Source organism: Oceanicoccus sp. KOV_DT_Chl, from assembly GCF_900120175.1.
In the GTDB taxonomy this organism is placed as follows: domain Bacteria; phylum Pseudomonadota; class Gammaproteobacteria; order Pseudomonadales; family Dasaniaceae; genus Oceanicoccus.
In genome coordinates, this window is sequence record NZ_FQLF01000002.1 from 2099834 (window position 1) to 2125471 (window position 25638).

Below are 25638 nucleotides of genomic sequence, written 5' to 3' on the forward strand. Positions count from 1 at the left end.
TATGAGTAGTCGCAGAAGTAACAAACTATCAGGATTCACTCTAATCGAGTTGGTCGTTGGCATCGTACTTATGGCAGTGGCACTTACGTTATTGACCAGCGTCTTCTTTGCTAACCCCGGGCGCAGTGTTGAGCCTTTATTGCAAATTCGAGCGGCTGAATTTGGTCAGGCATTAATGGATGAAATACTGTCAAAGAAATTTGATGAATTGACTCCTGATGGCGGCGTGCCGGCATGTACTGCATGCAGTGCGATTATGGGGGCTGAAGGTGCAGCTCGTGATTTTTATAATGATGTCGATGATTATAACGAGAGTTGTGGCAATCCAATCGTAATTACTGACGCACTCAATAATCAATTTGACCAAGTGGGCCAGTATGCCGGATATAGCATGGAGGTCTGCGTTTTTTATGATGGGGACTTTGATGGTAATGATAATGGTGGCAACACCAATGCCAAGCTTATTACCGTTAATATTTATCTGCCATCAGGCGCTGGCCTGGATTTTCCAATAAGCTTTACCGCTTATAAGGGAAATTATTAATGACTTATCCTAATCAGAGTCAGCAGGGTTTCACTTTAGTAGAATTGGTTGCGGCTATTGTGTTGTTAGGGATAGTGGCCGTTTCCAGTACCCAGTTTATGCGTCAGGGTGTACAGGTGTATGTTGATAGTGCGCGCAGGGATAATTTGCAGCAGCAGGCGCGTTTTGCGATAGAGCGAGTCACCAGAGAGTTGCGTAATGCCTTGCCTGGCAGTGTTCGAGTATTAGATGATGGTACCAATCAATGTATTGAGTTTATTCCTATTATTGCTGCGACAAGTTATTTAAGTTCAATTGTTAATTCCACAATTAGTCAGCTTGATATCGTTGATGTCGGCTATTCATTTCCTACCTCTGGCAGTGATCGACTAGCTATTTACACCTTTGATAACAATAGCGTATACGGTGGATCGCCGAGTATGACTAATATAGTCAGCGCTATTGCCGGCCCGGTAGCTAATACGCAAAGATTAAATTTTTCTGCCCTAACGGTTGTTAATGAGTCACCCACTCGGCGGGCTTATATTGTTGCTGGTGCAAAAAGTTTTTGTGTTAGTGATGGTCAGTTGCGCAGCCATCAAGGTTACCCACTGAGCGCATCGCCCCCCACAGCAGCTAATGGCATCTTGTTGGCAGAAGATATTCGCGTGAACGATAATGGCGCGGTGACGGTGTTTACTCATACTGTGAATAGTTTGCAGCGAGCTGGAGTAGTTTTGATCGATTTTCGTTTTCAGGATTTAAAAGCCGGCGATGAGTGGTTGCGTTTTAATCAGGCCGTTTTTGTGAGGAATGTACCATGAGTTTGTACCGTACATTTATAACATCAGCCTGCTGTGTTGTCTTACTATTCGTATTTAGTGAGCTTGTAATCGCCGATATTAATGCCACCTATTATGATCAGAACGGCCAGCAATATCAGTATTTCACCGGCACTGAAATCATCACTGTTGATCCTAATATTGATTTTAATTGGGGTGGCGGGTCACCCCGGCCGGGCATGGCGGCTAATGATTTTTCCGTGCGCTGGGAAGGCGAGTTAGAAGTGCCAGCAGATGGCAATTATAATTTTCGTGTTCGTGGTGATGACGGTATTCGCATTTGGGTAGACGGCAACTTACTGGTCAATGACTGGAGTAACCATGGCCCGAGAAACCGGGACAGTAGTGCCGTCGCGTTGTTGGCAGGTCAACGTTATTCTATTTTAGTAGAAATGTATGAGCGTGGTGGTGGTGCTGTGGCGCAGGTAAGTTGGTCTGGTCCCACTACCGGTGGTTGGCAAATTATTCCGCAAAATTATTTATTTACTGATAATAGTCCGCCTGAAGTTGATAGCGCAGCTTACGGTTGCTCTGCTGATAGTATCACCATAAATTTTAATAAAGGTGTAGACCCTGTTACTGCTGAAACCGTTGGTAATTATGTTCTGGATAATGGCGCCAGTGTGTTCTCGGCAACACTGGATGGTGCTGGTAGAAGTGTGACCCTACAAACCTCTGATCTGACCGCTGATGAATACCTGGTAACCATTAATAATATTGAAGATACCAGTGGTGGCGTGATTGCCGCCAATACCACAGTGACGGCCAGTTTTAGAATCAGCGGATTAACCGCGACCTATTTTGACCAGAATAATAACGCAGGCGCTTACTTCACTGGCAGTCAGGTAGAGCGCGTTGATGCCACTGTTGATTTTAATTGGGGTACTGGGTCACCAGTAGCGGGCATAGGCAATGATCGTTTTTCCGTGCGCTGGGAAGGTTATGTTATTGCATCGAGCACCGATGATTTTGAATTTCGCACGCGCTCGGATGATGGTGTGCGTTTATGGATAGATGGAAATTTAGTGATTGATAACTGGACTAATCATGGTCCCAGATATGATTACAGTGCGGCTATTGCACTGGTGGCCGGGCAACAATATGAAATACGTTTGGAGTACTTTGAAAATGGTGGTGGTGCAGTTGCTCAGCTGCAATGGCAGAATTCCAGTTTCAGCTGGCAGACTATTCCGCAATCCCAGCTGTTAGGAACTTGTGGTTTACCTACGTTAAGCAGTGCTTCTTTTTCATGTACAGGCAACACAATTAATCTAACTTTTTCCGAGCAGCTGGATATATTAACGGCTGAAGATACAGCAAATTATACGATCGATCGAAGTGTGACAGTTAACGCAGCCTCATTAGGAGTAGACGGGAAAACGGTTACCTTAGAGACGTCATCTTTGGGTCCGGTTGATTATCTGGTGACAGTCAACAATGTCGAAGATAGTTCCGGGATTGCCATTGAACCTGATAGCCAGATAGCAGCGGCTTATCAAGCTTCTGGGTTACAGGCAACCTACTATGATCAGGATGGAAACGATGGTGCCTTCTTTACTGGCAATACTATTGAACAAGTCGATGCCATCATCGATAACAACTGGGGCAGTGGGGTACCTGTTGCGGGTATCGGCGCCAATGATTTTTCCGTGCGTTGGGAGGGTTATATTCAAGCACCTGCTGATGGCGATTATATATTTCGCTCACGTTCTGATGATGGTTTTCGTTTATATCTGGATGATGTTGAAATAATTGATCACTGGTCGGACCATGGCCCGAGCTACCGTTCCAGCGCGGTACAAACTTTAGTAGCCGGCCAAAGCTATAAAATTGTTGTGGAGTATTATGAAAATGGCGGTGGCGCAGTTGCGCAGTTGGAGTGGTCCGGTCCCGGTTTTTCTACGGAAATCATTGCGGCTGAATATTTTACCAGTGCCTGTGAAATAGCTACGGCATCCTGGCAGTTAGATGAGGTTTTATGGAATGGCACTGGCGGTGAAGTTGTCGATTCTTCCGGCGGCGGTCACAACGGTACAGCGTTAGGTTTTGGTAGCGGTCCCGACAACCCTAAAACTGCTTATGCCGACCCTGCGGTGAGTGGAAACCCTGGCACTTGCCGGTATGGTGAGTTTGATGGTGTCGATGATTATATTGAAATTGCTGACAGTTCGGATTTGGATAATACCCAGCAGCTTTCTTTAACTGCCTGGTTTAAGGCCGATACTTTTAATCAAACCAATGGCACTAATGCACGAGGCTTATTTTCTAAAAGGCCCAATTTTTCCGGCAATGTTTCTTATGGTGCTTTCTTTTTAAACGGTCAACCCGGTTACCTCTATGTCGATATAGATAGCACCAATAATCGTTTTCGCTCTAATACACTTTTTGAACTTGACCGTTGGTATCATGTGGCAATCGTTTTTGATGGCAGTTTGGCGGCTAATGAACGGGTAAGGCTTTATGTGGATGGAGTATTAGATGGTGCCTTTAATGAATCAAGCAGTTTGATTCCTGATACCGATTCTAATTTTTATATAGGCAATTTATACACTGGCCTTACACAATTAAAGGTGTTTGACGGCGCTATTGATGAAGTCAACGTTATCCCTATGGCTTTAACGCCAGCAGAGGTGAATGACGTTATGGCCGAAACACGTGTCTGCGATGTACCTACTACCGACCATTTTGATATTGACCATAGTGGTAGCGCTATTTTTTGTGCGCCGACACTGGTGACGGTAACCGCTGAAGATATTACTGACGCTACTGATGTAGCCTACGCACGTACGGTTACCCTGGACACCGGCTCTGGTGATGGTAACTGGATATTGAATAGTGGCGACGGTAGCTTCGATAACGGTACCGACGGTGATGGTGTCGCTACTTATACTTATTCAATTAATGATAATGGCGTGGCAAGTTTCTTACTCGATCGCAGTGGCGCTAGCGAGTCTGATCTATTAACAATAAATATTGCTGTGACTGATGGCGGTATCAGTGACGATAACGATGAGGGCGATCTGACGTTTGCTGTGAGTGGTTTCACGATTACCGGGGAAGCGCTCACTGCCGGTGTGGACCCGGCCACCTTACCGATAGGGACACAAGTCGCAGGCACTGATTTTAATGCTTATATTGCAGCCTATGGGCAAAGCCCAACGGATCCAGTGTGTGGGGTTATTGAGGCCTATACAGGGGATAAAACACTCACCTTTGCGGTTAATTATAATAATCCTAATACGGGTGTAGAGGGGGTTATTGCTTCACCTTCCCCCATTACTTTTAATCAGGGGCAGGCAGTGTTGCCCTTAAAATACAAGGATGTAGGTTCGATTAATTTCACTGCCAATGATGGCAGCTTGAGCGGCGCGGGCATTAATGATTTTGTAGTGTTGCCCCATCATTTTGCCATTTATCCCAGTGGCACTGCAGCAGATGTTAGTACTTATAATGCAGCGGATGAAAATGGAGTGATTTATCGTAAAGCTGGAGAAGATTTTGACGTTACGGTCATTGCGCTCGATGAAGACAATGATCCGGTACAAAATTACGGTAAAGAATCACCCGCTGAGAGTATTTTATTGACTCACACTTTGCTCCAGCCGACATCAGTTCATACTGGTGTTCTAACAGGGGCTTTAAGCCGCGATAGTGATGCAACGTTTGTAGGGACTTATCAATGGGATGAGGTCGGTATTATTTCATTGCAGGCTGCTGTCTTCGATCGTGATTATCTGGGGGCAGGCGATACCACTTCAGTGCTTAGCCCAGTCGGTAGGTTCACCCCTGATCACTTGGTGCTGGAATCCGCTTCAATTACACCAGCTTTAGAGTCGGCAAATTTCACCTATATGGAACAGCCCTTTTTGATAAATTATACGCTGCGTGCGGTAGCGCAGAACGGCGCCACCATCAAAAATTATCAGGGTGATTTTAGTAAGTTAGCCAGTGATAGTAATGACGCTTATGGTGCCGTAGATGGCATCACGTATTTATCGGATAGATTAACAGCAGATAGTAATCCTATCTCGTGGACAGAAGGTGTGGCGATAATTATTGATGCGCCGCTAATTTTTATTCGTGAATCCACTGCGGATGGTCCTTTCGCTAATGTGAATATTGGTTTGAGTATTGCTGATTCGGACGGTATTACCTTTCAGGATGCTGATTTAAATTTGGATACCGTCGGACCCAGCACCGATAGTGACAGTGTGCAAATTGGGTCGGCGACAGAATTTCGTTACGGTCGCGTTTTTATTCCGCCTGTTTATGGGCCAGAAATTAACGCCGGTGATAAAACCGCCATTCCTTTTCTCATTGAATACTGGGGCGACCCCGATAGTAATGGCGTGTTTGAATTTGTCACCAATACGCAAGACAGTGAAACGGATTACAGTGGTTGGGATCTGGAAGATTGTATTCCTGGGGCAGTCAGTTGCGCAGATATTGCAGTGAATCCTGCGTCAATGCCGCCAGCGGTAGTGGTTTTTGGCAAGAGCCGCAGTGGTGATCAGGCCATTACCATAGATCGACCGGGAGCGGGAAATACCGGTGACGTGACGATTCAAATAGATGTTGATGAATGGTTTGAGTTTGATTGGGATAGTGGGTGGCTGGTGATGAGGACCCTGGTACGCAAATTAATTTTGGTCTTTACCGGGGACATGATCGCATTATTTACTGGCGAGAAAGGCCTTAGCGTATGGTTGCGATAACTAGGAAGCAGCAAGGTTTTTCCGTCATTATGGCGGTCTTTATCATTGTGGTGTTGAGTATGCTGGCGGCAGTCATGTTGAATATATTGTCGGTGGGTACGGAGTCGGTTGCCAGGGAAATAATATCATCTCGCGCACTAATGGCAGCGGAAAGTGGTACCCAGCGAAAATTAAATGAAATTTTTCCACCGCCATCGACAGTGGCTAACACTGCCAGCTGCGCAAATTCGGCCAATACCGTACAAAATTGGTTATATAATGCTGCGCAAGGCAATGCCTTTAATGGTTTGACTGGCTGCTTCGAAGTTTCTGTAGATTGTAGTTATGTACTGGTCAATGGCACACATTATTTTACTATAATCAGTACCGGATCATGCGGACCTGTAGGCGACCCTGCAGTCAGGGTCGTTGAGGTTCAGGCGAAGGATAATATTTAATTAATCGTCCTCATCGTCGTTGCTGCTGTCATTCATTCCCAGTTCATTCATTTTTCGGGTTAGTGTATTTCTACCCCAACCCAACAGTACTGCTGCGTCGCGTTTGCGACCGTGAGTATGTTTGAGTGCGGTTTCAATCATCAATCTTTCAAAAATGGGAACGGCGGTATCTAATAATTTTTTCTTACCAAGGCTAAGCTCCTGATCAGCCCAGCGTCGAAGGTTTTCCTGCCAATCGCCATTGCCTGAGCTGCTAGTGCTTTCAGCAATATTTTGATTAAGCATTTCAGGTGGCAAATCTTCCAGGTGAATTTCGCGACCTGAGGCCATTACCGTAATCCAGCGGCAAGTATTTTCCAGCTGCCTGACGTTACCGGGCCAATCTAATTTACATAAATAATCTTCGGTATCCTTTATCAGTACTTTGGTTTCGGTTTCCAATTCTTCTGAGGCTTTGGCAAAGAAGTATTGCATTAACTTTGGCACGTCTTCGCGGCGGTCACGCAAGCTGGGAATGTGGATGCGAATAACATTCAAACGGTGAAATAAATCTTCGCGAAAACGGCCATCTTTAACCAGTGCTTCGAGGTTTTGGTGGGTAGCAGCGATGATGCGTACGTCTACCTTGATGGGTATGTGGCCACCTACCCGATAAAACTCACCATCGGCTAACACCCGCAGTAAGCGGGTTTGGGTGTCTGATGGCATATCGCCGATTTCATCTAAAAATAATGTGCCGCCATCGGCTTGTTCAAAACGTCCTTCACGTAAAGCGGTAGCGCCGGTAAAAGCCCCTTTTTCATGGCCAAATAATTCTGATTCCATTAATTCTTTAGGGATGGCGGCCATGTTTAGCGCGATAAAGCGTTGCTTGGCGCGTGGGCTGTGTTTGTGCAGGGCCTGAGCCACCAGTTCTTTACCCGTACCGGACTCGCCGTTGATCAATACTGTGATATTGGAATGTGAGAGGCGACCAATAGCTCGAAACACTTCCTGCATGGCAGGTGCTTCACCAATAATTTCATTGTTGCTAATGGCTTCGGCAACTTCAATCGCTTCAGGTTTGATCTCACGCGCATGAATTAATGCGCGCTCGGTCATAGCGACAGCATCATCAATATCAAACGGTTTGGGAAGATATTCAAACGCTCCGCCCTGATAGGAGGCTACTGCGCTATCCAGATCCGAGTGGGCAGTGGTAATAATGACCGGTAGGTCGGGATGGGAATCGGTAATTTTCCCCAGCAGCTCCAGGCCGCCCATGCCAGGCATCCGAATGTCGCTGATAATGGCATGAGGTGAATCTGTCTGCAGTTTGCGGATAATCGATTCGCCAGTTTCAAAGGTTTGGGTTTCAATACCCGCTTGATTTAGGGCTTTTTCCAGAACCCAGCGAATAGAGCGGTCATCGTCGACTATCCAGACAGTGTTGGCCGTGCTCATGCTTGTTGCTCCATAGGTGTGATATCTAGCGGTATGTATAAGGCGAATTGGGTGTTGCCCGCTTCGCTGTTGCATTCAATCAAACCATGGTGGTAGGTGATGATTGATTGTGAAATGGATAGACCCAGACCGGTGCCTTCAGCGTGGCCACTGACCATAGGCAAGAAAATAGTTTCCAGTAGTTCTTTGGGTATGCCGGGGCCGTTGTCGCTGATGGTGACTTTACAAACCAGTCGGTGACAATGGGTGCCAATGGTAAATTGGCGTAAGGTGCGTGTTTTTAGCGTGATAGTCGGGCTTGCAATATCAGCATTCTTGAGTGCTTGCATGGCATTGCGGACAATATTCAATACAGCCTGAATTAAGCGCTCTTTGTCACCTTCAAGATCCGGGATGCTGGGGTCATAGTCACGGGTGATGGTAATAGAGTGACCGGTTTCAACTTCAACTAATTTTTTAACCCTTTCCAGCACTTCGTGGATATTGAGCTGTTGCATGTCCATTAAATCATGAGAGCCCAGCATGCGGTTGACGAGGTTACTGAGTCGGTCAGCTTCAGCAATAATAATATCGGTGTAATCAGCGAGTGATTCGTCGGGTAATTCGCGCGCTAATAACTGCGCTGCGCCGCGAAGCCCACCCAGCGGGTTTTTAATTTCATGGGCCAGACCGCGAATCAGTGCCTGTGAATTTTGCTGCGAGGATAACAGCCCTTCTTCACGGCTGATGCGTAATAAACGATCAAGCGGTTGTAACTCCATCACCAGCGCGTTGCTACCGTTGTCTTCAGTGATTGGGGATACCGCGCAATCGACGGTTATGGCATCGCCATTGGGAAGTTCCAGCACAGTTTCGCGCTTGGTAAAGGGGTTATTGTTATGCATCACGCTGAGTAAGTTGGCTTGAGCCTGATTGCCATCTTTCTCATGAAACAGGACGTCAATAGGCTCACCAATGACGCGGTTGCCACTTACTTTTAATAGCACTTGGGCAGCAGAGTTGATATAGCTCACCGTCATGTCGGCATCAATCAGCAAAATAGCCGTCTGCAAATGGTCGAGAATGTCTGTTTGTGTGCTATCGGGAGCCATTGCCTGCTCTAATTAAGGTTGGGTTGCGGTTTGCATTGCATGCCGTGTGCGGCGTGCACTAATTTGCTACAGGCTAAATGCAAAAAACAAACCATGTCTCTATATTCAAAGTAAATGCGTTAAAAAGTCGCTAAATTGTTGCTAAAGTAGCTTAAATTGTGTTGGCGGCAGCAGTTGTAGAACAGCTTTTAGCTATTAGCATGGGAGTATAATACAAAGCGCACCAAGTTGGATCGTTTGGGTGCACTGTTTTTGAGCGGCGCACCGCCATGGCGCCATGGTTGTGCTCTAGGTGACAGGGCTGTGGGGGGTTAATCAGTTGGTGTAACGCTGGTTTCCTTTTCGGTAATGAGATTGCCGGGTCGAGTCGCGATAATGGTAACAATCGGTGAGCTATTTAGCAGGGTGTCGTTTTCGTCGATGATGGTCAGTTGCAGTGTGTGCTCGCCTCGGCTGAGCCCGCTGACGCTAAAACTGGTGCTGCGGCTGCTACTGTGGTTTTCACTGTCGATAAGTAATTGTATCTGGTGATTCGGTTTGAGTGATGGCTCCACGGTTCCCTTGACTTCGAAGCTGTTGAGCCCGCTCACACTGCTGCCTGGGCTGGGGCTGCTAATGCGCAGGCGGTAGGTCGGTATTGCCGGATCGGGCAGCGGTGCTGTTCGTACCGGAATTGCTACCGGTTTAAGGCTATTAGGTTCGGTTAGCTCTACTGCTTCAGCATCAGTGCTTGGAGTATCGGTATAGGTCACTTTGCCGTTTTCATCCACATGTTTATAGACTTCGGCGAGTACCGAGCTTGAAATAACAAAGCTTAATGGGATAGCGAGTGCTAACTTAGGGAGAGGGTGGTTCATTGGATAGAGTCCTCGTTACCGGTCCATGCTTAGGGTTTTAATGGTAATCATAGCTGCTGCAAAGGTGTTTGTCTGGCTCTGCGCTGTGAGGTTGCGCGCATGTTTTGCAAATGAGTAGGGATAAATTGAGGCCATTGATTATGTTTGGATTAGCGGTGGCGAGGCATAAAAAAACCCGCTGCCTTGAAAGGAGCGGGTTTTGATTTAGCAAAAGGCAGGATTTAGCAGCTGTAGTACATTTCAAACTCAACCGGGTGGGTCGTCATGTTCAGGCGCTCAACTTCTTCAGACTTGAGTGCGATGTAGCCGTCAATCATGTCGTCGTCCATTACCCCGCCAGCAGTCAAGAACGAGCGATCTGCATCCAGTGCTGCCAGTGCTTGTTCCAGGCTAGAGGCAACCGTTGGGATCTCGGCGGCTTCTTCAGCGGGTAGGTCATACAAATCTTTGTCTGCGGCATCGCCAGGGTGGATCTTGTTTTGGATACCGTCCAAACCTGCCATCAACATAGCGGTGAACATCAGGTAAGGGTTGGCTGTTGGATCACCGAAACGTACTTCGATACGACGGGCTTTCGGGTTGGGTACGAAAGGGATGCGAATAGAAGCGGAACGGTTACGGGCAGAGTAAGCCAGCATAACGGGTGCTTCAAAGCCTGGCACCAAGCGCTTGTAAGAGTTAGTGGAAGCGTTAGCAAAGGCGTTGATAGCCCGAGCGTGCTTGATGATACCGCCGATGTAGAACAGGGCAGTTTCTGACAGGCCGCCGTAAACGTCTCCCGCCATAATGTTTACGCCGTCTTTGCTTAACGACTGGTGAACGTGCATACCAGAACCGTTATCGCCTACTAAGGGCTTGGGCATGAACGTCGCTGTTTTGCCGTAGGCATGAGCGATGTTGTGTACGCAGTATTTGAAAATCTGAATTTCATCTGCTTTGGCTACGGCGGTATTAGGACCAACGCCGATTTCACACTGGCCGGCAGTACCCACTTCGTGGTGGTGTACTTCAATGTCCAGACCCATGGCTTCCATGGCGTTACACATAGCACCGCGCAGGTCGTGTAATGAATCAACCGGTGGAACGGGGAAGTAACCGCCCTTAACTACAGGGCGATGGCCAGTGTTGCCGTCAGCGAACGTCTTGTTAGAAGACCATGCCGCTTCTTCTGAGTTGATTTCATAGGCGGCGCCAGAGATGTCAACTTTCCACTTTACGTCATCAAAGATAAAGAACTCTGGCTCTGGACCAAAAACCGCAGTATCGGCGATGCCGGTAGATTTCAGGTAGGCTTCAGCGCGTTGTGCAATAGAGCGTGGGTCGCGGTTGTAACCCTGCATAGTAGAAGGCTCAAGAATACCGCAGCGTAAATTCAAAGTGATGTCGTCGGTGAAAGGGTCGAGCACAGCTGTGCTATCATCGGGCATCAAAACCATGTCTGATTCATTAATACCTTTCCAGCCCGCGATAGACGATCCGTCAAACATCTTGCCGTCCTCAAAGAAGCCGTCGTCGATTTCAGTAGCGGGGATGGTGACATGCTGCTCTTTGCCTTTGGTGTCAGTGAAGCGCAGGTCAACCCATCTCACGTCGTGTTCTTTGATCATTCCCAGAGTTTTCTCTGACATTCTTGGATTCCTCAAGTGTGTTGTTTTTGAAAAGTATCGGCTGTATTAAGCGAGTCGCTCAGCGTGAAATGAAGTACGCTCTTTCATCAAATGTGCGGACAGCGGCTGATGATAGCATTTAATTTGCAGCAAAAAAATTCCGAATTTGTTCGGGAATTTCAACCATAAGCAATTGAAGCTTTAGCGGTTTATTAAGAGGTTAGTAATAACGATTGCGGCTTTCGCAGTGCTTGAAGCGGCTTTGAAACCGGATATACTCAAAGCCCTTGCCCATACCTCCGCTGAAAATGCAGCAGGAATGACCTTTGCGGTGCCCAAGGAGTTAGTAATGCACGAATTTCCACAGCAAAATATCGAAGACGCTCGTGTTTATGCTGAAGAAACCGATATGCCTTTGCCGGAAACGCTGAACCCGAACACGCGGTATGCTTTTTTCAGTACTATCGCAAAGGGAGGCAAGTCGCTGATCCAGTCATGTCGTGACCTGCACCTGCGCCGAACCGTTTGCTATAAAACCCTGCGCTCGGAATTTATCAATGATCCGATTGAAAACCATCGCTTGCTGCGCGAGGCGCGTATTTCCGCCATGCTTCAGCACCCTAATACCATTCCCACCTATGAGCTCGGACGAGATAATCGCGGCAACTATTACTTCACTATGAAATTAGTTCATGGTTATACCTTGCGCGAGGTACTGGATTACCGTGAGCGCTATGACCTGACTCAGCTCATGGACTTGATGGTGCAAGTTGCGCGAGCATTAGGTTATGCGCATTCAAGGGGCGTGGTGCATCGGGATATAAAACCTGAAAATATTTTGGTGGGCCCCTATGGGGAAGTGTTGCTGATGGACTGGGGCTTGGCCAAGGTTTGGCCTAAAGATTCCCTGAGTAGTGACGCCGCTGTTGGTGAAGCAGAGATAGAAGCGGCTGCTACTTCAGCGGTGTTAACGGGAGCAGGAATGACTGGTGAGGGTAAGTTGCAAGGCACGGTCATGTATATGTCCCCGGAGCAAATAACAAGGGACCCCGGCATTAATGCGCAGTCTGATTGGTACAGCTTTGGTTCGGTACTCTATGAGGTGCTCACTGGAGTCACACCGTTTCAGGGGGAACGGGTGCAATTGCTGCTGGACCAAATTCGTAATGAGTTGCCAGCAGATCCGCGCTCGGTAACTAAAGTCCGCGTGCCCAAGGTGCTGTCTGATCTCGCCATGAGCTGTTTACAAAAAGACCCGTTAGACCGGCCGACCTCGGCAGATGCAGTGCTCCGTATCCTGAGAGAAGGCTACTGGAGTTCCGTCGGCAGCTAAGTCTAAGTGCGTTTATACATTTATTACCAGTAGGTTTTATGCCCTATATCAATTATCAACAACTGGTCGCACTTGAAGCAGAGCTTACTGCTGCGCCCGAAATTTGCTGGCGTAGCCTCGGTCGCAGCCATGCTGGCTGGGTGCGGCAAGATAATGAGGATGCTTTTTACCATTCTACCGAGCAGGGCTTGTGGGTTGTTGCCGATGGTATGGGGGGGCTCGCGCGCGGTGATTATGCTAGTGGCGTGGTGGCAGAAGCCTGCGTTCATTTTGTTAAGTCAAAAACCCTTGCTGAAAGTATCCGGGGTTTGGAGGCGAGGTTTAGAGAGGCGCATAATAATTGCCGAAATTCCTTCCACGGAGAGCGTGTCGGTTCGACGGTAGCGGCACTGTTTTCTTATGGTCAATACGGTTTTTTACTATGGGCAGGAGATAGTCGTGTCTATCGGCTAAGAAATGAGAGGCTGACGCAGCTGACCAAAGACCATACCGTCGCTCAGGAAAAGTTTTCCAGGGGTGAGTTGAAAGCCGAGCAAGTTCCCCTGCACCCATCAGCTCATGTGCTGACGCGGGCAGTGGGTGTACATCAAACCTTGCATCTGGATTTGGATTATGAACTTGTTCAAAAGGGCGATCGCTTTTTGATTTGCAGTGACGGCCTCTATAACGATCTGGCTCGCGCTGAAATTCAACAGTATTTGGCGCAGGACGCGCTGGAGGATGCCCTTAATAGCCTGGTTGATGGTGCTCTGAACAACGGTGGGCGTGATAATATCACGGCCATCGTTGTTGATGCTGCTTGACTCAGTGTTGGTTCTTCGGCGTATACTCCTGCGCAGTTAAGCGGGTGATTGGATGGCTTTTAACCCTGAATTTTGAGTCATCAATTACCTGCCCCTAGCCCCATATTGGTGCCGCTAATATTTTTTTGCTATTTTTTGGTGCACGCTTGCAGGCTCTAGATACGCCTAACTTAGTGTCTTGTGGCAGCTTGCTATGCTCCATGCCTCGAAAAATACGGCTATGCGCTGTTTTTGGGCGCGGATTGTCAGTTGGTATGGATGTCGATGCAAGAGTTGGAATAGAATTTGCTGTAAGAAATATTCAAGATTTAACACGGGGCTTTTCTAAGTAATGGCAGTGGGCCCTAAAACTCAAGAAACTTATCGGAGTGACACTCAAGATGAAAAGTAAGTTGGAATACATCTGGCTCGATGGTTACAAGCCAACGCAAAGCCTTCGCAGTAAAACTATGGTTCGCAAAGATTTTGGTGGAACCCTTGAAGAGTGCCCAATGTGGGTATTTGACGGCAGCTCTACCGAGCAGGCTGAAGGTAATGCCTCTGATTGTTTGCTGAAGCCCGTTATGGTCATCCCTGATCCGGATCGCAAGAACTCTTACCTGGTTATGACTGAAGTACTTAACGCTGATGGTACTGCTCACGAGTCTAATGGCCGTGCGACTATCGACGTATCTGAAGATGATGAGGATTTCTGGTTTGGTTTCGAGCAGGAATACTTCTTGTGGGATCCTACTACTGATTTGCCACCAGGCTTCCCTGCAGGTGGTTACCCAGCTCCTCAGGGCCCTTACTATTGTTCTGTAGGTGCTAAAAACGCTTACTGTCGTGATCTGATCGAAGAGCACCTGGACATGTGTTTAGAGGCTGGCTTGAACGTTGAAGGTATCAATGCTGAAGTAGCTGCTGGCCAATGGGAATTCCAGATCTTCGCCAAGAGCGCCAAGCGTGCCGGTGATGAAATCTGGTTAGCGCGTTATTTGCTTGAGCGTACTGCTGAGAAATATGGTCTGATGATTGAGTACCATCCCAAGCCGCTGGGCGATACTGACTGGAATGGTTCTGGTATGCACGCCAACTTCTCTAACGCGGCTATGCGTGAAGAAGGTAAGGAAGAAATTTTCACCAAGATCTGTGAAGAGTTTGGTAAAAATATCGAGCGCCACATGAGCGTTTACGGCGCACACAACGAGCAGCGTTTGACTGGTAAGCACGAGACTCAGTCTATTGACCAGTTCAGCTACGGTGTTTCTGACCGTGGTGCGTCTATTCGTATCCCGGTTAGCACAGTAGAAGATGGCTGGATTGGTCGTTTGGAAGACCGTCGTCCTTCTTCTAACGGCGACCCGTACAAGATAGCTGCTGCTATCGTTAAGACTACTAAAGAAGCCGGCTTTTAATTTCTAGCCAGCTTTTTAGCTAGTCGTTTTGGCCAGTACCCTGTCGGGTGCTGGCCAGTTCTTTCTCCTTTCCAGTATCCATTCCTACTCTGACTGTCTCTCTCAAGCATTGCTTTGTGCATGCTATGTTGAGTTTCACCGGTTGCGGTATTTCATCCTCGTTATCCGTTATAATGCGCCGATTATTTCGCCAGGCAGCCTGACAATTCCGGGTGCTATTCCCTCTGGTTCTCAATTTGGTTAACAAGGCCCGTGCACTTTTATGCAATTTATCGTTAAGTTTTTCCCTGAAATCACCATCAAAAGCAAGCCGGTGCGCAAGCAATTTGTGAAACAGTTGCGTACCAATTTGCGCAATGTGCTGCGGCTTCTCGATCCGGCGATTGTGGTGGAGAGTGATTGGGACAAAATTATCGTGCAGTGTCAGGGGGTAGATGAGTCGTTACACGGGCAGATTATCGATGCGCTGTCCTGCACGTCCGGGATCGCGCATTTTCTCGATGTCAAAGAATATCCCTTCAATGATATGCATGACGCCTATGAAAAAACTCAGGCTCTGTGGGGGCATCGTTTGCAGGGCAGCTCTTTTGTCGTGCGCTGCAAGCGGGTCGGTAAGCATGAGTTTAGCTCGCATCAGCTAGAACAATATATTGGCGGTGGTTTAAATCAACACAGTGATAGCAATGGCGTTGATTTACACAATCCCGATATTACCGTGCGACTCGAGTTGCGTGATGATCGTTTGTTCATCATTAATCAGCGTTATCCGGGTTTGGGTGGCTTCCCGATGGGTAGTCTGGATTCGGTGGTGAGTTTAATCTCGGGTGGTTTTGACTCCACTGTTTCTACTTATATGACCATGCGGCGTGGTATGCGTACCCACTTTTGTTTTTTTAATCTCGGTGGTCGCGATCATGAAATTGGGGTAAAAGAAGTCGCTTTGTATTTGTGGCTAAAGTTTGGCGGGGGATCAAGAGTAAAATTTATTTCGGTGCCCTTTGAGGGGGTAGTGTCAGAAATTTTAAAGAACGTAGATGATGCTCAGATGGGTGTTATTTTAAAGCGGATGATGTTGCGTGCGGCGGAACAAGTGGCGGCCAGTTTAGATGTCGAAGCTTTAGTGACTGGCGAGGCGGTGGCGCAGGTTTCCAGCCAAACTTTGAGAAACCTGACAGTGATTGATGCGGTAACCGATACTTTGGTGATGCGTCCGTTAATTACCTCGGACAAAGAAGATATTATTCGCACTGCGCGTAAAATTGGCACTGAAGAATTTGCCGCGGTGATGCCGGAATATTGTGGTGTTATTTCGGTGAAGCCGACGACTAGAGCCAAGCCTGAGCGTATAGAGCACGAAGAAACTAAATTTGATTTTGCGGTTTTGGAAAAGGCATTAGCGGAAGCGGTCTATACCAATATTGATGAAATTGCTGAGCAGGATCTAACTAGCCAGGATGTCGAAGTACTACAGGTACCGATTCAGGATGGCATCATTATCGATGTGCGTCATCCGAGTGAGGAAGAGCGTAAACCGCTACAGCCACAGGCAGTTACAGTAGAAAAAATTCCATTTTATGACCTGCATCGTCGTTTTGCAGAGCTGGATAAATCCAAAACGTATTTATTGTATTGCGATAAGGGGGTGATGAGTAAATTACATGCCTCGCATTTGCTTGAGCAGGGTTATACCAATGTCAAAGTGTACCGGCCATCGTAGAGTCACTAAATTTTATTGATACTAAAATTATATATTTTATAGCCACTCGGTGCTGGTGTTAGAGTGATATTGATATGGGCGCGACCACCACTAAAGCTGGCGTCCGAGCGATAATTGATATGTGCCCTTCCAAACAGCGATAGCGCGCTTGCCAGTCGTGAGAATTCCAAATCATCGATGCTTTTCAGTTGGCCGAATTGGCGGTAGTGATCTAACAGTTTATTGATTTGTGACTCAGTCAGGGTTTGCCTGGCTTCGTCCGATAAATATTTTAATAGTGCTTCGCGTCGCCATTGGCTGAGCTCTTGTAACATGTTTTCTGCTACCGGTTTGGCGTGGCGGTCATAGAAGTCCTGCTGTTCGCCGGTGTAAAAATACAAGCCAACGCAGAGTATTAATAACACCAGCGTGGCCATACGTAAGTTGTCAGTGTTCAAGGGCTTTCCTGATTAGGCTTATTGTTAAGGCTGAAACCTGAGCTGGCTTTTGTCTCAGCTAAAAACTGCTATGATAAACGCCAAGCGAAATAATAAATACATCCGCAGGTAGAGAAAATTTATGGCCACCTCAAGAGAGCAGTTTGGTTCGCGCATTGGCTTTATCTTAGCGGCAGCAGGCTCTGCTGTAGGTATTGGCAATCTGGTGGGGTTTCCGGTAGCAGCGGCAAAAAATGGCGGTGGTGCTTTCTTATTGGTCTATGCCCTGTTTGTGTTCTTTGTGTGTTTGCCGGTCATGTTGGCCGAATTGTCAGTCGGTCGTCACTCCAAAAAGATCCGCTTGGGGCGTACCGAACTCTGTCGCCGGGCTCTTCGCTATGGCCTTTGGCCGGTTGGCTGGTGGTGATCACCCCTTATATGATTGCCGTGTTTTATATGGTGATTACGGTTTGGTTTTTGGTTATTTGTGTGAAGCAGTGATAGGTAATCTGGACCTATTAGCTGACCCTGATACCTTTGGCACCTTTATTAACAGTAATAAAGTGTTTGTGTACTTTGTTGTTGTGGCGGTTATGGTAAATGGTATTTTACTTGGCGGCGTTAAGGGAGGCATTGAGCGCGCCGCGAAAATTTTGATGCCGACGCTATTTGTGATGTTGATTGCCCTGGTGTTGTTTGTGCTGACTTTAGATAACGCTTTTGCCGGAGTGACGTATTATCTGGTGCCTGACTTTAGTAAAATCAATGCTGGAGTCATTAATGGCGCGCTATCCCAGGCCTTTTTTTCGCTCTCGCTGGGTATGGGGATTATGATTACCTATGGCTCATATATGTCGCGAAGTGAAAGCGTCGCTAACTCGGCCAAGTTTGTCGCTTTGATGGATACGGGCGTAGCTTTTGCTGCGGGCTTATTGATTATTCCTGCCATTTTCTCGTTTAACCCTGCAACCAATACCGCTGATTTAAGTGATTCGTCAGTTGGCTTGATCTTCAGTTTTCTGCCTAAAATATTTTTGGCGCTACAGGCGACGATTGGCTATGTGGGGGCGAGCGCGGTAGCAGCGTTATTTTTCTTATTGGTGTTCTTCGCGGCACTGACCTCGCTGGTCTCGATTACGGAAGTACCTACCTCAACGTTGGTAGGAGAGAAAGGTTATTCGCGCCCCAAGGCATTGCTGGTGTTAAGTGCCTCTATGGCGATGTTAACTTTTGCCTGTATTTTATCGTTTGGCCGGGTTGACGGGTTAACCAGTTTGGTGAGTTATGCCGGGGTCAGTAAATCACTCTTTGATGTCATTATTGATGTATTTTATGACACGGTGCTGCCATTAAATGGCCTCCTGGTCTGCTTGTTTGTGATTTACCGGTGGCGGCAGCACAATTTCAATGCTGAGCTGGAAGTGGGTGATGATGGTTATAAGGGCTCCTGGATTGAGCGCTATGTTAATTTTGCCTTGAGCACCTTTATTCCGGTGATTTTGTTACTGGTGTTTATCAATACTGTGCTGCTTAAGTACTGGGGCTTCAGCCTGATTGGTTAAAAAGCCAGGGTTTGAACCTGGGTACTAGCAGGGGCAATTGTCACCTTCCTCCTATTTCCTTCTATACAGATTCCGCGATGTTGGTCTATTTATCCGCAGTTTAGCGAAATAAGGGTTAATCCTTAACCCACTCCGCAAGCAATTGATGTATAATCCGCCACCTTTTTTACCCTGCCATCTATTCAGGAACTTCCACAGGTAACTCCCAGTGATTGAAAAACTTCGTAATATCGCCATTATTGCCCACGTTGACCACGGTAAAACCACCTTGGTAGACAAACTATTGTCCCAGTCCGGTACCCTGGATCGCCGCGATGAAGGCTCCGAGCGCGTGATGGATTCCAACGATCAGGAAAAAGAGCGCGGTATCACCATCCTCGCCAAAAATACCGCCATTGAGTGGAATGGCTACCATATCAACATCGTAGACACCCCTGGGCACGCCGATTTCGGTGGTGAAGTAGAGCGGGTGTTATCGATGGTAGATTGCGTACTGCTGCTGGTTGATGCGGTCGATGGCCCAATGCCGCAAACCCGTTTTGTTACCTCCAAGGCTTTCGAGCAGGGTTTGAACCCGATTGTTGTTATCAATAAAGTAGATCGCCCGGGTGCTCGCCCTGATTGGGTGATGGATCAGGTGTTTGATTTATTTGATCGTCTAGGTGCAACTGACGAGCAGTTGGACTTCCCGGTTATATACGCCTCCGCCCTGAACGGTATTGCCGGTTTGGATGTGGACGATATGGCTGAGGACATGACCCCGTTATTTCAGTTGGTGGTTGATCAGGTTAAGCCGCCAGCTGTTGATGTTAATGGCACTTTCCAGATGCAGGTATCCGCATTGGATTACTCTAGCTATGTTGGTGTTATCGGTGTCGGTCGGATCGCTCGCGGATCGCTCAAGCCTAATCAGCAAGTGATAGTAGTGGGCGCTGATGGCAAAGAGAAAAAAGGCAAAGTCCTCAAGGTCATGGGCTATTTGGGCCTTGAGCGTATCGAAGTGGCAGAAGCCAGTGCTGGCGATATTGTTTGTATTACCGGTATCGAAGGCCTAAGTATTTCCGATACCTTATGTGATCCCGCAGCCGTTGAAGCTTTGCCTGCGTTAAGCGTAGATGAGCCAACAGTGAGCATGACGTTTCAGGTTAACGATTCACCGTTCGCTGGTAAAGAAGGTAAGTTTGTCACTTCGCGCAATATTAAAGATCGCTTGGAGCAGGAATTAATTCACAACGTGGCGTTGCGAGTAGAGACCGGTGATACGCCGGATAAATTTAAAGTCTCTGGCCGTGGTGAATTGCATTTATCAGTGTTAATTGAATCCATGCGTCGCGAAGGTTATGAGCTGGGTGTATCGCGTCCGGAAGTTATCCAACGTGAAGTCGATGGTGAAATCCAGGAGCCTTATGAGCAAGTGGTAATTGATGTAGAAGATCAGCATCAAGGTTCCATTATGGAAGAGCTGGGGTTGCGTAAAGCTGAAATGACTAATATGGAACCCGACGGTAAAGGTCGAGTTAAATTGGAATTTATGATTCCTTCGCGCGGCTTAATTGGTTTCCGTTCGCAGTTTTTAACCATGACCTCAGGTTCAGGCATTTTAACCAGTATTTTTGATCACTATGGCCCAGTAAAAATTGGTGAAGTGGTTAGTCGTCAAAATGGTGTGATGGTTTCTATGGTTACCGGCAAGACGGCAAGCTTTTCATTATTTAATTTGCAGGATCGTGGACGTATGTTCCTTGGCCATGCGGTAGAAATTTATGAAGGACAAGTAGTAGGTTTGCACTCGCGCAGCAACGATTTGGCGGTTAACCCGACCAAAGGTAAGCAGCTGACTAACGTACGTGCTTCAGGCACCGACGAAGCGTTAACCTTGGTGCCGCCAGTCAAACACACCTTGGAACAGGCGTTAGAATTTATTGAAGATGATGAACTGGTAGAAGTTACGCCAGTCAGCATTCGTATTCGTAAAAAATTACTGACGGAAAATGCGCGCAAGCGTGCCGGTAATGCCAAGTAATTAGCGTGTTGATTGCCACTGTTGTGGCAACCTTTTTAAGATAGCGTTATTCCTGTGAAAACGGGAATCAATGGTTTGGAGTAATGAGTCGCTAGGCTTATTAATTCAGGCCATTTTTTTTGCCTGTGAGTTTAATTTATTATCACCAGCACCGCTAAACAAATGATTAGCACGCCAAAAAGTTTCTCCAATTTATCACTATAACCGGTAAACATTGCCATTACTTGCGGTCTGGATACGGCGCTGGCGACCAAGCAATACCACGCCGCATCAATCGTTGCGGCAGTGCCCGCCATCATCAGCTTTTCTGATAGGTCTGCTTGCTCGCTAACAAATTGACTAAATAGTGCGAGAAAAAACAAGGCGACTTTGGGGTTCAGGATGGCGATTGAAAAACCGACCCTGAAACTACGGCTTAAGGTTTCAGTGTGGTAGCTAGCTTGCTGGTTGTGTGGTGCCGGAGGAGTCTGGTTCGGTAACAGGCCTAAAGCCTTAAATCCAAGGTAGAGTAAAAAGCCTGCCCCAAGAATTTTCAAGCCGCTAAACACTGCCGGGTTTTGCGTAATTACAACGGCCAAACCTAGCGCTGCCAGTAATGCGTAACAAGCAATGCCCAGACCGTGAGCTATGGCCGCGACGATCCCGTGTTGACGATTACTTTTAGCGGTAATTTGGATAATCACCGCCAGGCTCGGCCCTGGGCTCATAGCACCGAGAGCGCAGAGTGTGAGTAGGGATAGCCAAGTGGTGGTGGTCATAGTGAATTCTGAGTTGAGATGTAATTGGCTAGGTTTTCGGCCGGTAGCGAGCTGTAGTAGCTATTGAGCGCTTGTGGTTCGATATTATGCACCAAAATACCCCATAAATTTGCTTATTTAATGAGCTGAATCTACTTTTTAAGGAGTCGGTCATTAAGTGCCGGCAACATAATATTAATGGGGGAGACAAATATGAATACAAAAAAATGGGTGAAAGCCTTATTGCCTGCTGCAATAGTTGCAGTTTATTCAGGAGGCGTAGCGGCGGAGCGAGCCACTATTGAAGAGGTGTTGGTAACAGCGACCAAGCGCAGCACTTCAATTAAGGACGTGCCATTCTCAATTAATGCGCAAACTCAGCAAGATATCCAGCGGGCTGGTGCCGGTAGTCTTGAGGACTTGGCGAGAAATGTGGCAGGTTTGAGTATTCAAAATCTTGGGCCGGGCCAAAGTCAGGTATCTATCCGGGGTGTTTCTGCGGGGCAGGTAATCCGTGATCAACCTGGTGTAAAAGAGCAGGTCGGTATCTATTTAGATGAGTCAGTCATTTCTTTGTCGTTGTTTACTCCGGATTTCGATTTGTTTGACCTTAATCGAGTTGAAACCTTAAGAGGGCCACAGGGAACACTTTTTGGCTCCGGTTCGGTAGGGGGCACCGTTCGTTATATTACTAACCAGCCCACTTTTGAAAGCGTCGAAGGGCTAATTGAAGCGAACTTTCACACCGTGACTGATGGTGAAGAGGGCGGGCACTTCAAGGGCATGGTTAATATACCCATTAGCGACACCTTGGCAATGCGAGTGGTGGCTTATAATACCGAGTATGCAGGTTATATTGATGCGCTGGGTGAAAACGGTGCAAGGTCCAGAGATGTTAATGGCGGCACACGAACTGGTGGCCGGATAGCACTTAAATTTCAACCTACCGAAAGTTTAACTATTACCCCTCGTATTACCTATCAAGAGCTGGAATCTGATGGTTTCAATCGGCAAGAGGTTTTTAATTTATACGCTAACCCTTACACCACAACCCGCCCTGCGATCCAACTGGGTGAGCGCGAACAGTATCTTTTATTGGATGAAAAGTTCACCGATGAAACATTACTGGCGGATTTGGTGGTGGAAATTAATCTTGATGCTTTTGATATCACTTCGATAACAAGTTATACCGAACGGGATATTTTGGTCAGCCGTGATGCGAGCGCTTTAACGGGAAGTGTTTCGGTTGATGTCGGCATCCCTGATGCAGGGGTTTTGCTCCCTTCTAATTTGCGCGATACCACGGATTTAGAACAGCTGACACAAGAGGTTAGATTGAGCTCAAATGGTAATGGTGCATTGCAATGGCTGGTTGGAGCTTTTTATTCAGACACCGATAGGGAATATGAGCAACGTTTACCAACCCCCGGTTATGATGCATTTGCAGATGCAGCTTTGGGGCGGGCACCTCGGCAGGGGCTGCCAACGGTTTCCCGTTGAACTCACCTTATAATGCGGACTTACCCTACACATTCGAGCAGATCGCTGTGTTCGGGGAAGTGAATTACGATTTTTCCGAAAAGCTGCATGGTACTTTTGGCTTGCGTTGGTATGACTTTGAGGAAGAGCGGGAGTTTAATTCTGGCGGCTTTTTCTCTAACGGTGACAATGACTACGACAAGACTACCGCTGATGGTGTTAATCCTCGGGTCATGTTGAGTTACGACTTGACTGATGCCACCACGGTGAATAGCCAAATTTCGCAAGGCTTTCGTCAGGGCGGAGCGAATGATCCGTTGAATATTGGATTGTGCGGTGCTGATGATGTGGTGAATTTTGGTGGTAATCCAGAATATGATGAAGAAACCCTGACCAACTATGAAGTCGGTATTAAGTCGCAGTTAACCAGTACCTTCTCATTTAATGCCGCGGTCTTTTACGCCGATATAAAAGATTTACAAGTGACATTGGATGCCGGGTCTTGTTCTTCTCGAGTGGTTTTTAATGTTCCGGAAGCGCATACGGCAGGGGTTGAAGTTGAGTTGAATGCCCAGCCTATGGATGGATTGGATTTTTCAGTTGCAATGAGTGTTATAGAGTCTGAGTTTGATTCTACAATACCGAGCGCTAGCGGTGGAGCGTTAGGCGGTTTAGAGGATGGTAACAAACTTGCCTCTGTGCCTGAGTTTCAATTTGCTGCTACTGCGACATACAATTTCAATGCTGAAGCTATTGCTTATGGTGCAGAAGGATATATATCCGCGACCTTCCAGTATGTAGGAGAGAGAATTACGCAGCCAGGTGATCAAGTCTCCGGGGCTGGGGATTTCACTTCCGGCCTACCGTTTGGAGGAGCAACGGGCAATGAAGAAACCAATCTCGACCTTGAGCTGGATGCTTACCAGTTGATTAATTTAAGTGCGGGGATTATATCCGGTTCTTGGGAGACAGTGTTTTACATTAATAATATTGCCGATGAGAATGTGGATCTTTCTTTTGATCGTGAGCGCGGTGGTCGTGCACGATTGGGCTATAGAACCAATCAACCACGTACAATGGGGGTGACTGTTCGCAAGTCTTTCTAAGAACCAGCGACAATCGTATAAGGCGCCTTCGGGCGCCTTTTTTGTCTTCATTCCGCTGGTTACGCTAACTTTAGAGTAATGAATAAGTATAATGTGGGGATTGTGTGCGCAATATTTCACTGGCATCGTACTATAAGAATGAAAACAGGTAGTCAAACTATGGCATCCAGAGAACAATTCTCCTCCAAAACCGGTTTTGTCATGGCCGCTGCCGGTTCGGCAATCGGCTTGGGTAATATCTGGGGCTTTCCCACCCAAACCGCCAGCAACGGTGGTGCGGCTTTTGTGCTGGTTTATTTTGTTCTCGCTTTTTGTTTGGCCTATCCGGCGTTAATGGCGGAGTTGATTATTGGTCGGCATGCTCGCGCTAATGTGATGACGGCGTTGCGAGGTATCTCGACGGGTAAGTTTACCTATCGTCTGGGCACTGCGGTGGGCTGTTATGGTGTTATTACGGCAAGTTTGATTTTAAGTTTTTATGCCATCGTGGCGGGGTGGATGCTGGCTTTTTTGCTGGAATCTGTTTGTCAGATATTGGGTTGGTCTGACGTGAGCAAGTGGTTGGTGAGTTTTAGCTTTGAGCGCAATATTATATTTATGGCGCTGTTTATGATGTTGACTATATCGATCATTGCTAAAGGCGTTACCGGCGGGATTGAAAAGTGGTCGACTCGATTAATGCCTCTATTGATAGTTATTCTAGTGGGATTAATTATTTATGTACTGATACAGGATGGTGCCAGTGAAGGTTTAAGGGTTTATTTATTACCGGAGTTTTCACAGATCAACCCCCGGTTAATTATTGATGCGATGGGACAGGCTTTTTTCTCATTGTCACTGGGGGTGGGAACGATGTTAATTTATGGCTCGTATCTTAGTGAAGAAGAGAGCCTGCCGGCGTTGGGTGCTGCGGTAACTTTGGTCGATGCGGGGATAGCTTTTATAGCAGGGTTATTAATTATCCCTGCTATCTATGTCGCTAAACAATATGGTGCAGAAATATTTACTGATGCTGGCCAGTTGATTGCGGGACCGGATTTGATCTTTCAGGTATTGCCGGTGTTATTTAAGTCGATGGGCAGTGTGGGTATGGTGGTAGGGCTTGCATTCTTTGTACTGATGTCCATTGCGTCACTGACCTCTTCCATATCAATGTTGGAAGTGCCTGTCTCCTTGGCGGCGGAAGAAACAGCGGCTAGCCGGGTGCAAGCTACCTGGGCGATAGGAGCAATAATCTTCTGTATTTCGACGTTGATATTGCTCAATTTTGATGCGCTTTTTGGTTTTGTTATTGATCTCACCACCGTTTACAGTCAGCCTATATTGGGTGTGTTATTGTGTATCTTTGTCGGCTGGATTTGGCACCGGGATAATTTGTTAGCTGAAATTAAAAAAGGCCACCCGGAAATTCAAGGTGGTTTTTTTTGGAAAGTTTGGCCTACGTATGTGCGGTTTTTTTGTCCGGTCTTAATAATGACGGCGTTTATACAAAGTGTCGTATAAACAGTATTGATTTAACTCTAGTGCGGCGGCGGTAACATCGCTCGCTG

The 25638-nt window shown here is 47.2% G+C and carries 20 protein-coding genes and 1 pseudogene; 15 read left to right on the forward strand and 6 right to left on the reverse strand.

Annotation, left to right across the window (positions count from 1 at the left end; genetic code table 11):
* Position 1 precedes the first annotated feature (1 nt).
* From UNITIG_RS13700 to UNITIG_RS13715, 5 genes and pseudogenes are all read left to right on the forward strand, one after another.
* The gene (locus tag UNITIG_RS13700; RefSeq protein WP_145999169.1) at positions 2-544 is read left to right on the forward strand and encodes a prepilin-type N-terminal cleavage/methylation domain-containing protein; all 543 of its coding nucleotides are present in this window, start codon (positions 2-4) and stop codon (positions 542-544) included.
* Complete coding sequence (locus tag UNITIG_RS13705; RefSeq protein ID WP_101758884.1) at positions 544-1347, forward strand: type II secretion system protein J; 804 nt, start codon at positions 544-546, stop codon at positions 1345-1347. Before UNITIG_RS13700 ends, UNITIG_RS13705 begins: the two co-directional genes overlap by 1 nt.
* Positions 1344-5960 (forward strand): annotated as a pseudogene (locus UNITIG_RS13710) (PA14 domain-containing protein); the annotation flags it as partial. The gene UNITIG_RS13705 and the pseudogene UNITIG_RS13710, both read left to right, overlap by 4 nt.
* A gap of 14 nt (positions 5961-5974) precedes the next feature.
* Positions 5975-6064, forward strand: coding sequence for a DUF6701 domain-containing protein (locus tag UNITIG_RS25625; RefSeq protein WP_369809202.1), 90 nt, complete (start codon positions 5975-5977; stop codon positions 6062-6064).
* A 3-nt stretch (positions 6065-6067) separates the two neighbouring features.
* Complete coding sequence (locus UNITIG_RS13715) at positions 6068-6517, forward strand: hypothetical protein (RefSeq protein WP_101758886.1); 450 nt, start codon at positions 6068-6070, stop codon at positions 6515-6517.
* Here UNITIG_RS13715 and ntrC read toward each other — a convergent pair whose 3' ends face one another.
* The 4 genes from ntrC to glnA form a co-directional block, all read right to left on the reverse strand.
* Complete coding sequence (ntrC, locus tag UNITIG_RS13720) at positions 6518-7960, reverse strand: nitrogen regulation protein NR(I) (RefSeq protein ID WP_101758887.1); 1443 nt, start codon at positions 7958-7960, stop codon at positions 6518-6520.
* A complete protein-coding gene (gene glnL, locus UNITIG_RS13725; protein WP_101758888.1) occupies positions 7957-9051 on the reverse strand; it encodes a nitrogen regulation protein NR(II) in 1095 nt (364 codons plus the stop codon). The genes ntrC and glnL overlap by 4 nt, the downstream gene beginning before the upstream one ends.
* 311 nt (positions 9052-9362) lie before the next feature.
* Complete coding sequence (locus UNITIG_RS13730) at positions 9363-9908, reverse strand: DUF4124 domain-containing protein (protein WP_101758889.1); 546 nt, start codon at positions 9906-9908, stop codon at positions 9363-9365.
* A 221-nt stretch (positions 9909-10129) separates the two neighbouring features.
* Positions 10130-11536, reverse strand: a complete 1407-nt coding sequence (gene glnA / locus UNITIG_RS13735; RefSeq protein WP_101758890.1) for a glutamate--ammonia ligase — start codon at positions 11534-11536, stop codon at positions 10130-10132.
* Positions 11537-11762: 226 nt separating this feature from the next.
* On the opposite strand from glnA, the gene UNITIG_RS13740 reads away from it, so the two are divergent.
* The 4 genes from UNITIG_RS13740 to thiI all read left to right on the forward strand — a co-directional run bounded on the left by UNITIG_RS13740 (position 11763) and on the right by thiI (position 16765).
* Complete coding sequence (locus UNITIG_RS13740; RefSeq protein ID WP_101758891.1) at positions 11763-12848, forward strand: serine/threonine-protein kinase; 1086 nt, start codon at positions 11763-11765, stop codon at positions 12846-12848.
* Between the two features lie 38 nt (positions 12849-12886).
* On the forward strand, positions 12887-13651 hold the full coding sequence (locus tag UNITIG_RS13745; protein WP_101758892.1) for a PP2C family serine/threonine-protein phosphatase: 765 nt from the start codon (positions 12887-12889) through the stop codon (positions 13649-13651).
* Positions 13652-14031: 380 nt separating this feature from the next.
* A complete protein-coding gene (locus UNITIG_RS13750; RefSeq protein WP_101758893.1) occupies positions 14032-15048 on the forward strand; it encodes a glutamine synthetase beta-grasp domain-containing protein in 1017 nt (338 codons plus the stop codon).
* 262 nt (positions 15049-15310) lie between these two features.
* Positions 15311-16765, forward strand: a complete 1455-nt coding sequence (thiI, locus tag UNITIG_RS13755) for a tRNA uracil 4-sulfurtransferase ThiI (RefSeq protein WP_101758894.1) — start codon at positions 15311-15313, stop codon at positions 16763-16765.
* Between the two features lie 5 nt (positions 16766-16770).
* Here thiI and UNITIG_RS13760 read toward each other — a convergent pair whose 3' ends face one another.
* Positions 16771-17202, reverse strand: a complete 432-nt coding sequence (locus UNITIG_RS13760; RefSeq protein WP_145999170.1) for a hypothetical protein — start codon at positions 17200-17202, stop codon at positions 16771-16773.
* Positions 17203-17323: 121 nt separating this feature from the next.
* Here UNITIG_RS13760 and UNITIG_RS24400 point away from each other — a divergent pair, with 121 nt between their 5' ends.
* From UNITIG_RS24400 to typA, 3 genes are all read left to right on the forward strand, one after another.
* Positions 17324-17608 carry a hypothetical protein gene (locus UNITIG_RS24400; RefSeq protein ID WP_235015391.1) on the forward strand — a complete coding sequence of 95 codons (285 nt, stop codon included), beginning with the start codon at positions 17324-17326 and terminating at the stop codon, positions 17606-17608.
* The gene (locus tag UNITIG_RS13765; protein ID WP_235015392.1) at positions 17580-18743 is read left to right on the forward strand and encodes a sodium-dependent transporter; all 1164 of its coding nucleotides are present in this window, start codon (positions 17580-17582) and stop codon (positions 18741-18743) included. Before UNITIG_RS24400 ends, UNITIG_RS13765 begins: the two co-directional genes overlap by 29 nt.
* A gap of 208 nt (positions 18744-18951) precedes the next feature.
* Entirely contained in the window at positions 18952-20766 is a 1815-nt protein-coding gene (gene typA, locus UNITIG_RS13770; protein ID WP_101758896.1) for a translational GTPase TypA, read from the forward strand.
* Positions 20767-20897: 131 nt separating this feature from the next.
* Here typA and UNITIG_RS13775 read toward each other — a convergent pair whose 3' ends face one another.
* Positions 20898-21524, reverse strand: a complete 627-nt coding sequence (locus UNITIG_RS13775; RefSeq protein ID WP_101758897.1) for a LysE family translocator — start codon at positions 21522-21524, stop codon at positions 20898-20900.
* A gap of 192 nt (positions 21525-21716) precedes the next feature.
* Here UNITIG_RS13775 and UNITIG_RS24405 point away from each other — a divergent pair, with 192 nt between their 5' ends.
* The 3 genes from UNITIG_RS24405 (at position 21717) to UNITIG_RS13785 (ending at position 25591) form a co-directional block, all read left to right on the forward strand.
* Positions 21717-23003 (forward strand): TonB-dependent receptor, encoded by a 1287-nt coding sequence (locus UNITIG_RS24405; RefSeq protein WP_235015393.1) that lies wholly within the window; start codon positions 21717-21719, stop codon positions 23001-23003.
* The gene (locus UNITIG_RS24410; RefSeq protein ID WP_235015394.1) at positions 23000-24088 is read left to right on the forward strand and encodes a TonB-dependent receptor; all 1089 of its coding nucleotides are present in this window, start codon (positions 23000-23002) and stop codon (positions 24086-24088) included. Before UNITIG_RS24405 ends, UNITIG_RS24410 begins: the two co-directional genes overlap by 4 nt.
* Positions 24089-24247: 159 nt before the next feature.
* Entirely contained in the window at positions 24248-25591 is a 1344-nt protein-coding gene (locus tag UNITIG_RS13785) for a sodium-dependent transporter (RefSeq protein ID WP_101758898.1), read from the forward strand.
* Positions 25592-25638: the final 47 nt, after the last annotated feature.